Raw genomic sequence first — 12,090 nt, forward strand, 5'->3', positions numbered from 1 at the left:
AATATAGCTGAAATCCAGTCAGGTTTATCTTGACGAATTTAGTCGGATTTAGGTATATTAACTTTTGCGGGTGGGGGCCCAATGGCACCGCCGGATGATGTTCCGGCCTAATGGCGGACATGTAAATTGTCGATTTGCTTCGAGGAAGGAAGAGACACGATGAATATACGTTATCTTTGCGTCTGCTGTCCTCTCCCATAGGGCCTATGGGATGAAATTGCGACCGGACGAAACCATTTCCCCAAATGAATGCCGGTCGTCCACGTGATTTAAGTCACAACTGACAGTGTTTGCGCGTCATCTAAAGTCTGTTTGAATTCGTAGGAAGAATTGTCAGGCGTGGTGCGTAAACCTCTCTGGAGGACATGATATGAGCACGATTAAATTACCTGCAGTACCGCAGGACGACGGTTTCTCCGGTTACCTGAGACAGGTCTGGAAGTTTCCGATGCTCAGCGTAGACGAAGAATATATGCTTGCACGCCGCTATCACGAGCATGATGACACGGATGCAGCTCACAAGCTGGTCACAAGTCACTTGCGTCTTGTCGCAAAAATTGCGTTCGGCTATCGGGGCTATGGCCTTCCAATGGCTGATCTGGTGGCCGAGGGCAATACCGGCTTGATGCGGGCTGTTCAAAAATTCGATCCGGAACGTGGTTTCCGTCTGTCGACCTATGCAATGTGGTGGATCAAGGCGGCAGTGACCGAATATATCCTTCACAGCTGGTCGATGGTGAAACTTGGCACCATGGCAGCGCAGAAAAAGCTGTTTTTCAGCCTGCGTAAAGCCAAAAAGCAGCTTAACATCTATGACAATGGCGAACTGTCACCCGAACAGGCAGATGCCGTTGCCGAGAAGCTTGGCGTGACCGGTAAAGAAGCGCTTGAAATGAACCGTCGCCTTGCAGCGCGTGATTTCTCGCTTAACACACCAATGCCGAAAGACGAAGGCATGGAGTATCTTGATACTCTGTCGTCGGATGCACCAAGCCCGGAAAGCATCGTTGCAGATGCCGAGGAGCGTGTTTTACATAACGACATGCTGAAAAGCGCGATGGGTGAGTTGCCAGAGCGTGAGCGTGAGATTATCGAAGCCCGTTTCCTGAGTGATGATCCGATTACGCTTGAAAAACTTGGCGAACGCTTTGGCGTAAGTCGCGAACGTGTTCGTCAGCTTGAGGCGCGCGCATTCAAAAAAATTCAGGAATCTGTTCTGACGCAGCATGCTGCAGCGTGATCAGATTTCCACTAATCGATCAAAAGGCGGCATCTTCTGATGTCGCCTTTTTGTTTTCGTGGGGGGTGAATTTACCGACGTAAAGCGCGCGAGCGGGTAATGATGTCTTTGGTTTTGTCCCAAAGCCTGTAGTCATCAAGCTGCACGAAAGGCACCCAGCGGGCATCGGCAGCATCGCCGCCAGTCTTTAAATCGGTTTCTTGTGCTTCGGCGACGAAGTCGATCAGGGTATAGTGATATTGAACCTGCCCATTGCCATCTGGCGTGATCAGGTCGACTGTATCAATCAGAACCGGGGTTGATACGATGATACCGGCTTCCTCCAGGACTTCCCGCCGAACCGCATCACGCAATGTTTCACCAAGCTCCTGTGCGCCGCCGGGAATGCTCCAACTGCCTTTACTTGGCGCCTTGCCCCGTTTGATCAGTAAAACATTTTCGTCATTCCAAATAACAGCACCAACTCCGATGATCGGTCTGGCAAGGTAATCTCGCTTATCGTCGATATCAGACATCATCCTCATCTTCTATGTCTTCATCCGGATCAGGAACGTCATGGGCGACTTTTCCTGTCATTTCCCGCGCCCTTATGGCAGGTCGGCCAAGAAACTGATCTTCGGATTCCGGACGCAAAGACATCACGAAATCGACTGCTGGTGCGTCACCCAGGGCAAATTGCCGTGCAGTCTCATAATCGGGCGCTGTTACCTTCGCTGTGCGGATACCGACAGAGCCATTATCATCGTATATGTATTCAACAATCCAGACCTGCAAAACAACTCCTTTTCAATGGCGGTTGATGTCGCCTGTTTTGTTTGGTTGCGCCACAAACTTGAATGCTGCTATCACTCTATAAATGGGAATTTCCCAGCTTAATAGTCGCAGCATTGCCATACTGTTAATGACAAATGGTGAATGCAAATATGTATTACAGGTCAAAAGATGTAATGCGACGTCTCTTCACAGGTGATCAATGACCGCCAATCACGATAACCAACATGATTCGGATAGCGAAAACGCCGGACATGCCCTTCCCAGTCCGGGCTTTTTTGCCCGTGTGCGTGCTTATTTTCTGACAGGTGTTCTCGTCAGTGCGCCACTTGTTATAACATTTGGTCTGGCATGGTGGTTTATAGAATTCGTCGACAGTAAGGTCATGCCGCTGATTCCGGGGCATTACAACCCGGTCTATTACCTGCCCGAAGGTTATCAGGAATACGGTATCCCGGGATTTGGTTTGTTGGTGATCCTGATTTTCATTACGGTTGTCGGCTGGTTCACCACCAACTTTGCCGGACGCGCGCTGATCAAGCTTTATGAACGTATTCTGGCGCGTATTCCTGCGGTTCGCAGCATTTATGGCGCGGTCAAACAGATACTTGAAACGGTGCTGGCCAATCAGTCCAATGCATTCCGTCAGGCTGTTTTGCTGGAATATCCGCGCCGCGGCATGTGGGCTATTGGCTTTATTACCGGCGAGACAAAGGGTGAAGTGCAGAACCTGACGGAAGATACAGTTATCAATATCTTTTTGCCAACCACACCAAACCCGACATCGGGGTTCCTTTTGTTCGTGCCACGCCGGGATATCGTGATCCTTGATATGACGGTCGAAGAGGCGATCAAAATGGTTATGTCAGGCGGGATTGTCACACCAACTGATCGTCGCAGTGCTGAACTTCAGGCCAAGCCGCGTGTTTCCGCAAAGACATACGAAGACGTCGATGTTTTGCGTGAAAAAGAAAACATACCGGTTCTGGTTTCCAAACATCCCGAACCGGGGAACGAGAATACCGATGACAAAAGCCGCGAGGATGCGTGAAGCGGTTTAATGGAAAACAAAAAACAAGGGCGCCGCAATTTGCAAGCGCCCTTGTTTTTTAGCCGGACCGGAAATAGCGAACGGCTTCGTCGCGCTCGAAAAGATACAGCAACAACCGCAATGCTTCGCCGCGCGGTTTTTGCAGATCGGGATCAAGTTCGACAATCAGTCGGGCATCATCACGTGCAATTGCAAGCAAATCCCCATGCATCTCGAGACTGGCTAGGCGATAGGCTTGCAAACCGCTTTGCCGGGTGCCCAATACTTCGCCAGCGCCTCTCAAACGAAGATCTTCTTCGGCAATGATAAAACCGTCTTCGGTTTCGCGCATGATTTTCAGACGAGCTTTTGAAATTTCGCCTAATGGTGAACCGTAAAGCAGCAGACAGGTTGATGCCGCGTTTCCACGTCCGATTCGTCCGCGTAGCTGATGCAACTGTGCCAACCCAAAGCGTTCAGCATGTTCTATGACCATGATTGTCGCTTCCGGGACGTTGACACCAACCTCAATCACGGTGGTTGCGACAAGAATTGACAGATCACCGTGGGCGAAGCGTTCCATCACGGCGTCCTTGTCCTTGGCTTTCATTTTGCCGTGGACAAGCCCGACACGACTTTCGCCAAAAAGTTCGACCAGAATGCGATAACGTTCTTCTGCTGCCTGCAGGTCAAGGATTTCGGAATCCTCGACCAATGGGCATACCCAGTAAATCTTGGTTCCGGTGCGCATGGCACGCCCGATGCCTGATATCACGTCATCCGCTTTGTCAGCGGGCAGGACACGTGTATCAACGGGCTTTCTTCCTGGTGGTTTTTCATCCAATCGCGATACTTCCATATCCCCAAAGGCCGTTAGGGTCAGGGTTCTGGGGATCGGTGTTGCCGTCATGACCAGTACGTCGACAGCCTGTCCTTTGCCAGCCAGCATCAAACGTTGATGGACGCCAAATCGATGTTGTTCATCGACAACGGCGAAAGCCAGATCGCGGAATTTCACGTCTTCCTGAAACAGTGCATGCGTACCAACGGCAATCTGAAAAGTGCCATCTGCAAAACCTTCGAGCGCAGCTTTACGACTTTTGCCTTTATCACGACCCGTCAGGATTGCGCAGGTCACACCGATCTTTTCAAGAAGCGGGGTGATCGTTTCAAAATGCTGACGGGCAAGAATTTCAGTCGGCGCCATCAAAGCAGCCTGACTGCCTGTTTCGATTGCATTCAGCATGGCCATCAGGGCGACAACCGTTTTTCCAGAGCCAACATCCCCCTGAAGCAGGCGTAGCATGCGTCCGTTGCCACCCATGTCTTCGTAAATGTCTTTCAGTGCGCGTTGCTGCGCACCTGTCATGGCAAAGGGAAGTTCTGCTTCAAGTGCCTTGCGCAAACGGCCATCACCATTTGTTGCTCGTCCGCCCAGCTTCCGCATCTTTGCTCGAATAAGCGCAAGGGCAAGCTGGTTTGCCAGCAGTTCATCATAGGCAAGTCGTTTGCGGGCAGGGTGGTCAGGTGACAGGTCGCCATCATTTTCAGGGTTATGAACCTGATGCAGGGCGGACTTCAGATCAGGCCATTTGTGCCGCGCCTGTAGGGCGGGGTCATGCCATTCCGGGAGCTCCGGTACCATCGCAAGAGCCGCACGAGTTGATTTGGTAAGAGTTTTACCCGTGACACCAGCTGACATCGGGTACACAGGCTCCACGGTTTGAATTTCATCACGCTCGGCCTCGGTACCAATTCGGTCAGGATGGGTGATCTGGTATTCACCGCGATAATGATCAATTTTGCCCGAGATGATACGCTTTTCACCAACCGGCAGAACTTCGTTCAGATATTTGGCCCTGGCATTGAAAAATGCCAAAACCAGAGGGCCACTTTGAGTTTTGCAAATGACCCGATACGGGCGGCGCCGATTTGGCGGGGCATCATGGCGTTCGATCCAGACATCCAGCGTAACAATCGATCCATCAATTGTTTCTGTTAGAGGCGGAGAAAAACGTCGATCAATCAGCCCCGATGGCAGATGCCACAGCAAATCGACCACATGTTCGCCGCCGATCAACCGCGCAAGCAAAGGCTTCAGGCGCGGGCCAATGCCAGGCAAGCTGTCGATTTCAGCAAAAAGCGGGAACAATATTTCCGGGCGCATGACGGTTTTCGTTGTGTTTTCGGGTAAGAACGTTAATAGAACAAATCGGTTTAGGTGCTGGGTATACAACAAAATTATCGTGCGACAACCGACAAGTCACGAGCCAATGCAAATTGGATGGATGACAGCATGGACCAATTGGCGAATTTACCGTACAAACCATGCCACAAAAGACAAACTGTGCCTTTGGTTTTATGCCGATGCACAGTGACCAGAAAAGACAGGAGATCGAACGTGAGTATCGACAGCAAAGAACTTGAAGTCCGACGCAAGAAATTGCTGTTTCGCGGCGGCCATCGCGGGACCAAGGAAAACGATATCCTGATCGGTCGTTTCATGGAGGCGCACCTTGCCACCCTGTCAGAAGAACAGCTCGAACGTTTTGAAATCCTGATGAATGATGTTCCCGATGCCGATTTCTTTAAGTGGGCAACGGGCAAAGAGCAGGCACCGGAGGAATATGATACCGACGTGCTGCACATGATTCAGGAACTTAGCAACGCCAGATAAAACATTGAATAAATTAAAAGAAATCATTTCAACAAAAGGTCGCAAGCGGCTGTGTGGTGTTCCCGAGGGTGCCGACGCTTTATTGTTGCGCGAATTGCTGGATGCATCGGCAAACGACGCCACAATCCTGCATATCGTGCGCGATGACAAACGCATGGCCCAGCTTGCCGAGGCACTTGCTTTCTTTGCGGGCGAGGTCGAAGTCTTGACCCTTCCGGCATGGGATTGCTTGCCTTACGACCGGGTTTCACCGATTGCCGAAGTTACGGCATGCAGGGTTGAAACATTGACGACACTGGCTGAGGATATCAAACCGGCCAGCGGGCAGGGACGTATCGTTCTGGCAACAGCAGCGGCGGTCATGCAACGCGTCCCGCGGGTAGATGTTATGCGCGATGGCAAACTGACCTTTAAATCAGGACAGGAGCATTCCCGCGCCGATCTGACCGGCTATTTTGATCGGATGGGCTATAATCGTGCCGAACAGGTTATGGAGCCCGGTGATTACGCGGTTCGTGGTGATATTGTTGATATCTTTGCGCCGGGCATGAAAGAGCCTGTGCGACTTGACTTCTTTGGTGACGAGATCGAAAGCATTCGCCGGTTTGACGTTGAAACCCAGCGCACTGTCGGACGGATCAACGAAATCGCCCTTCTGCCCGTTGGCGAAGTGTTTCTGGATCACGAAAGCATTTCCCGGTTCCGCAGCGGATATCGCGAACTTTTTGGCGTCGTATCGCAAACTGATCCACTTTATGAATCGATCAGTAACGGCTTGAAATATGGTGGCATGGAGCATTGGCTGCCGTTGTTCCACGACGGTATGGACACTGTATTTGCCTATCTTCCGGGTGTAATGGTCAGCCTTGATCATCAATATGGCGAGGTCATCGAAAACCGCCTTGAGATGATTGACGATTATTATCAGGCACGCCTGAATATAAAGGGCGGCGGGCTTTCGGGGGACAATGTTTATAAACCTGTGCCGCCCGAGCGGCTTTACCTTGATCAGGCCGAATTTGACCGGATGCTGAATGATCGCACGGTTCTAGAACTTTCACCTTACTACGAAGAAGAAAGTGCTGAGCGTGCCGTTTTTGACATGGGGGCGCGTCCCGGGCGCGACTTTGGTGATGTTCGGGCACGGGCCGATACCAATCTTTATGATGAATTGCGTGATTTCATCGTCGCCCAACGTGGAAAGAATCAACAGGTTGTTATCGCAGCTTATTCCGATGGATCACGTGACCGTATGGTTTCGGTTCTGCGCGAACATGGAGTTGCAAAGGTTGTTACGGCAGAATGCTGGGAAGATGTTACTGACGATCTGACGCCAGAACAGCTTGCTGTTGTTATTCTCGATCTTGAACACGGGTTCCGCCGTGACGGTCTTTGGATACTTTCGGAACAGGATATTCTGGGCGATCGTATGAGCCGTCCAGGCGGACGACGTCGCAAGGCTGAAAACTTCCTGCGTGAAGCATCCGAGATTTCAGAGGGGGACCTTGTCGTCCATCTTGACCACGGGATCGGTCGTTATCTTGGTCTTCGGACCGTTACGGCGGGTGGTGCGCCTCACGATTGTCTGGAACTGGAATATGATGGCGGTGACAAGCTTTTTGTTCCGGTTGAGAATATCGAAGTTCTATCGCGCTATGGCTCGGACGAGGGGCTGTCGATCCTTGATAAACTTGGCGGCGTTGCCTGGCAGGCCCGCAAGGCCAAATTGCGCGAGCGCATTCGCGATATGGCAGGCAAGCTGATAAAGGTTGCCGCCGAACGCCATCTGCGCAAAGGGGCGGCCTTGACCGCCCCCGAGGGAAGTTATGACGAATTCTGTGCAAGCTTCCCGTTTGCTGAAACCGAAGATCAGGCACGTGCCATTCGCGATACGCTTGACGATCTGGCCGCAGGAAAGCCGATGGATCGTCTTGTATGCGGGGACGTTGGCTTTGGCAAAACAGAGGTCGCATTGCGCGCAGCCTTTGCCGCCGTAATGTCGGGCAAACAGGTTGCGATTGTTGCACCGACCACATTGCTATGCCGTCAGCATTACCTGACCTTCAAGCAGCGCTTTGACGGGCTTCCGGTGCGGGTAGAGCAACTGTCGCGTCTGGTGACCGGCAAGAATGCCAAGCTGGTCAAGGACAACCTTGAAAGCGGGCATGTAGACATCGTGTGTGGGACACACGCGCTTTTGGGTAACGGTGTAAAGTTCAAAGATCTTGGGCTTCTGATCATCGATGAAGAGCAGCATTTCGGCGTCAAGCATAAGGAACGCCTGAAAGAGCTTAAAACCGATGTCCATGTGCTGACATTAACAGCGACGCCGATCCCACGCACATTGCAGCTTGCCCTGACCGGGGTAAAAGAACTTTCGATTATTGCAACCCCGCCGGTCGACCGTCTTGCTGTTCGGACTTATATCACGCCATATGATCCGGTTGTTGTGCGCGAAGCGATATTGCGTGAACGTCATCGTGGCGGGCAAATCTTCTATGTCTGCCCACGGGTCAATGAACTTGGGCGGGTTGCCAAGGAACTAGAAACACTTGTGCCTGAAATCAAGTTTGACGTTGCACATGGCCAGATGGGGCCTCGTGACCTTGAACAGGTGATGACCGATTTCACTGATCGCAAATTTGATCTGTTGCTTGCGACCAATATTATCGAGTCCGGAATCGATGTTCCGAACGCCAATACCATGATCATACATCGCGCCGACATGTTTGGTTTGGCGCAGCTTTATCAGTTGCGCGGGCGTATCGGTCGATCAAAACAGCGCGCTTATGCCTATCTGACATTGCCAAATGGCAAGAAGCTTACAGCAACTGCATTAAAGCGACTTGAAGTCATGCAGACGCTTGACAGTCTTGGTGCCGGTTTCAATCTTGCCAGCCATGACCTTGATATTCGCGGAGCAGGAAACCTGCTTGGCGAGGAACAATCAGGCCATATCAAGGAAGTCGGGATCGAACTTTATCAGCAGATGATCGAAGAAGCCGTGGCCGAGGCCAAGGGTGAGATAGAGGCCGATGACGCGGCATCATTCGTTCCGCAGATCAATGTCGGAATGCCGGTGCTGATACCGGATCGTTATGTGCCTGACCTTGGCGTACGACTTGGCCTGTATCGACGGATTTCGGAACTGCGTCCCCGCGAGGAAGTTGACCAATTTGCCGCCGAGATGATTGACCGCTTTGGCAAGCTGCCAAAAGAGGTCGAAAACCTTTTGGACGTGGTCACGATCAAACAATGGTGCCGTACATCCAATGTTGAAAAACTTGATGCCGGCCCCAAAGGGGCGCTTATCACGCTTCGGAATAATGAATTCCCGAACCCGGCCGGTCTGGTTGGTTTTATCCAGCAACAGGTTGGCGTGGCCCGTTTGCGCCCGGATCACAAGATCGTTTATGCTGCGGGGTGGGATGGTCCGACAGATCGATTGGAAGGTTTAAAGCGCCTGATGCGTCGCTTGGCCGACATTGCTGCAAAAGCATAACGAAAAAGGCAGGTACCCGTTCAAGACCTGTCTTTTTTATTCCCAGACGGAATACATGTCAGATGGGTGTTTCTTCCTGACGCGCCAGACGGATCATGCGTTGCAGGATTTCCGGTTCCTGCGCGCCCGAAAGAGCATGGCGGCCATTAAACAGGAAGCATGGGACCCCGGTTACGCCCATTTGATGGGCAACCCGGTTTTCCTGCGATACGAATTCGCGATCCATGTCACCCCCAAGGTAATCAAGGATTTCGTTTCTGTCTTCACCATGGGTGACGGCAATCTCAACCAGAACATCAAGATCACCAATGTCGCGTCCATCAAGGAAGTAAGCCGTAAACAGGTCTTCAACCAGATCATTCCCGACAGCAGGGCGTTCGGCGCAAACTTTATAGATCAGGCGATGGGAATCTGTTGAATCCGGCGTCAGACGAATGGCATCGAAATTGAAATCGATCCCGACAGCCGCACCCGCAGCCTCAATCGCCTTGTAAACCCGAGTTGCACTTTCAGTGCCGCCAAATTTGGCCGACAGATATAATTTCCGGTCTATCCCGCCCGTTGGCATATCGGGGTTCAAAAGGAATGGACGCCAGGTAATTGGCATATGGTCAAGTTTTTCCCGGACAAGTGCCTTTTCCAAACGTTTCTTGCCGATGTAACACCATGGACACACGGTATCGATGATCGCCTCGATACGGATCGGCGCCATCGGTGCTTTGCTATGACCGGGTTGCCAGTTCATGTTTTATCCATTCAGGAACGAAGTACCCGCGGCCAGCGGCGCGATGCCAAGGTGATCCGCAACGGTTTGGCCAATATCGGCAAAACTGTCACGCATGCCAATCGGCCCGGGTTGAATGGCTGGACCGAATGCCAGAATCGGCACGAATTCGCGTGTGTGGTCATTGCCGCGCCAAGTTGGATCGCAGCCATGATCCGCGGTGATGATGACAAGGTCGCCCGGCTTTAAAATCGCGCGCAGTTCGGGAATGCGGGTATCGAACTCTTCAAGGGCATTGGCATAACCCGGCACATCGCGACGATGACCAAACTCCATATCAAAATCGACAAGATTGGTGAAAACGATGCTGTTATCAGGCGCCTGATCAATTTCAGTCATCATGGCATCAAAAAGGGCCATATTACCCGATGCCTTTACCTTCTTTGAAATGCCGCGCTGCGCATAGATATCGGCAATTTTGCCCACCGAGATGACCGTGCCGCCAGCCTCGCTAAACTTATCCAGTAGGGTCGGTCTATGCGGCGGGATCGCTATATCACGACGATTTGCCGTTCGCTTGAAATCAGCCGGACTGCAGCCGACAAACGGGCGGGCGATGACACGGCCAATATTATATGGTTCAACCAGTTTAAAGGCGATCTCGCAAACCTTGTACAACCGATCCAGACCAAAATGCTCTTCGTGGGCGGCAATCTGAAACACGCTATCGGCCGAAGTATAGCAAATCGGCATGCCGGTTTTGATGTGTTCTTCCCCGAGTTCGGCAATGATTGTTGTACCAGATGCATGACAATTGCCAAGAATACCGGGCAACTTTGCCTGCTTGATCAGCTTATCGGTCAATTCTCTGGGGAAGGTCGGCACTTCAAGCGGGAAATAGCCCCAATCAAAATCAACGGGCACACCCGCAATTTCCCAATGGCCGCTTGGCGTATCCTTACCGCGTGACAGTTCCTGGGCATGGCCATAGGCGCCAATCATCGCGCCACCATGTTCAAGTCCCGGTGGGACACGACCGGTTGCATCCCTGGCGGCTTCGCCAAGACCTAACGCGGTCATGTTGGGAATATTCAGTTCTCCCTTGCGAATATCATTGTCTGCCAGACCATTAGCACAGTTTTCTGCAATGTGACCCAAGGTGTCTGAGCCCTGATCACCAAACTTGGCTGCATCTGGGGCTGCGCCGATACCGAAACTGTCTGCAACAATGATTATGGCGCGGGCCATTCCGTCTTCCTTCAGCTGTGTCTGCCATTTGGATTGATTGGTAGATAGTCATAATTCTCAGTAGTTGCCAGTCGTCTTTGGCGCAACAGACTGATCAATACCACAAGTTTCCAACAAGGCTGTCAAAACCCCGCTGGCACCGAAACGGAACGTGCTTGGCTCTGCCCAGCCTTCACCCATTATTTCATCCGCAATTGCAAGAAACAATGCTGCGTCATCAGCCGTTTTGACGCCGCCAGATGCCTTGAAGCCACAAGCAAGACCATCTTCCTCCCGGGCATCGCGAATGGCCGAAATCATTGCTACCGCCGCCTCGGGCGTCGCGCCAACTGGCACTTTCCCGGTCGAGGTTTTGACGAAATTCGCACCATGTTTGATCGCAAGGCGGGCGGCATCATAGACCTTGGAAAGATCGTCAAATTCGCCGCTTTCAAGAATGACCTTCATCGTGGTCATCGGACCGCAAGCCATGCGGGTTGCTTCAATAACATCAACGACAGTCTGGATATCCCCGGCTATAAAAGCCTTGTAAGGCAAAACCAGATCAACCTCGTCCGCACCCTTGGCAACGGCGTCTGCTGTTTCGTCGCCCACACGCTGCGCATTGGTGTCACCGTCCGGGAAATTGACAACAGTAGCAGTTTTAACACCGCTTTGGCCCAGCGCCCGCCATGCGGTTTCGATAAATGGCGCATACACACAAACAGCGGCGGTATTCCCGGCCGGGCTTTGTGCGCGCTCACACAGTGCTTCGATCTTTTCGACCGTGTCATCGTCATTCAGGCTGGTCAGATCAAGAACGGAAATGGCCAGTCGCGCGGTTTCCGCATCGCTTCTTGCTGCTGCTTTGGCAGCTGTAATGACTTCTGAAACAGAATTCGGGTCGAACATGTCGATA

Annotated in this window: 10 protein-coding genes; 4 read left to right on the forward strand and 6 right to left on the reverse strand. The window is 52.0% G+C overall.

All coding sequences use genetic code 11. The features are described from left to right. The first annotated feature begins 370 nt into the window (after window positions 1–370). On the forward strand, window positions 371–1,240 hold the full coding sequence (gene rpoH / locus TH3_RS09810) for an RNA polymerase sigma factor RpoH (protein WP_037992565.1): 870 nt from the start codon (window positions 371–373) through the stop codon (window positions 1,238–1,240). Between the two features lie 71 nt (window positions 1,241–1,311). On the opposite strand, the gene TH3_RS09815 is transcribed toward rpoH, so the two are convergent. Together TH3_RS09815 and TH3_RS09820 are read right to left on the reverse strand one after the other, a co-directional pair. Beyond that, a complete protein-coding gene (locus TH3_RS09815; RefSeq protein ID WP_007089588.1) occupies window positions 1,312–1,758 on the reverse strand; it encodes an NUDIX hydrolase in 447 nt (148 codons plus the stop codon). Next, complete coding sequence (locus tag TH3_RS09820; RefSeq protein ID WP_007089587.1) at window positions 1,748–2,014, reverse strand: hypothetical protein; 267 nt, start codon at window positions 2,012–2,014, stop codon at window positions 1,748–1,750. Before TH3_RS09820 ends, TH3_RS09815 begins: the two co-directional genes overlap by 11 nt. A 199-nt stretch (window positions 2,015–2,213) precedes the next feature. Between TH3_RS09820 and TH3_RS09825 the strand changes: the two genes are divergently transcribed. Continuing rightward, a complete protein-coding gene (locus TH3_RS09825; protein ID WP_007089586.1) occupies window positions 2,214–3,062 on the forward strand; it encodes a DUF502 domain-containing protein in 849 nt (282 codons plus the stop codon). A gap of 58 nt (window positions 3,063–3,120) precedes the next feature. Here TH3_RS09825 and recG read toward each other — a convergent pair whose 3' ends face one another. Then, entirely contained in the window at window positions 3,121–5,208 is a 2,088-nt protein-coding gene (recG, locus tag TH3_RS09830; RefSeq protein ID WP_007089585.1) for an ATP-dependent DNA helicase RecG, read from the reverse strand. Between the two features lie 234 nt (window positions 5,209–5,442). Here recG and TH3_RS09835 point away from each other — a divergent pair, with 234 nt between their 5' ends. Next, entirely contained in the window at window positions 5,443–5,718 is a 276-nt protein-coding gene (locus TH3_RS09835) for an FAD assembly factor SdhE (protein ID WP_007089584.1), read from the forward strand. Window positions 5,719–5,722: 4 nt separating this feature from the next. Continuing rightward, the gene (gene mfd / locus TH3_RS09840) at window positions 5,723–9,220 is read left to right on the forward strand and encodes a transcription-repair coupling factor (RefSeq protein WP_007089583.1); all 3,498 of its coding nucleotides are present in this window, start codon (window positions 5,723–5,725) and stop codon (window positions 9,218–9,220) included. Between the two features lie 58 nt (window positions 9,221–9,278). Here the strand turns inward: mfd and TH3_RS09845 are convergent, their stop codons facing one another. The 3 genes from TH3_RS09845 to deoC are packed head-to-tail and all read right to left on the reverse strand — an operon-like array spanning window position 9,279 to window position 12,083. Further along, the gene (locus tag TH3_RS09845) at window positions 9,279–9,965 is read right to left on the reverse strand and encodes a DsbA family oxidoreductase (RefSeq protein WP_007089582.1); all 687 of its coding nucleotides are present in this window, start codon (window positions 9,963–9,965) and stop codon (window positions 9,279–9,281) included. 3 nt (window positions 9,966–9,968) lie between these two features. Then, window positions 9,969–11,192 carry a phosphopentomutase gene (locus tag TH3_RS09850; RefSeq protein ID WP_007089581.1) on the reverse strand — a complete coding sequence of 408 codons (1,224 nt, stop codon included), beginning with the start codon at window positions 11,190–11,192 and terminating at the stop codon, window positions 9,969–9,971. A gap of 57 nt (window positions 11,193–11,249) precedes the next feature. Beyond that, on the reverse strand, window positions 11,250–12,083 hold the full coding sequence (gene deoC / locus TH3_RS09855; RefSeq protein ID WP_007089580.1) for a deoxyribose-phosphate aldolase: 834 nt from the start codon (window positions 12,081–12,083) through the stop codon (window positions 11,250–11,252). Window positions 12,084–12,090: the final 7 nt, after the last annotated feature.

The sequence above is a fragment of the Thalassospira xiamenensis M-5 = DSM 17429 genome, from assembly GCF_000300235.2.
In the GTDB taxonomy this organism is placed as follows: Bacteria; Pseudomonadota; Alphaproteobacteria; order Rhodospirillales; family Thalassospiraceae; genus Thalassospira; species Thalassospira xiamenensis.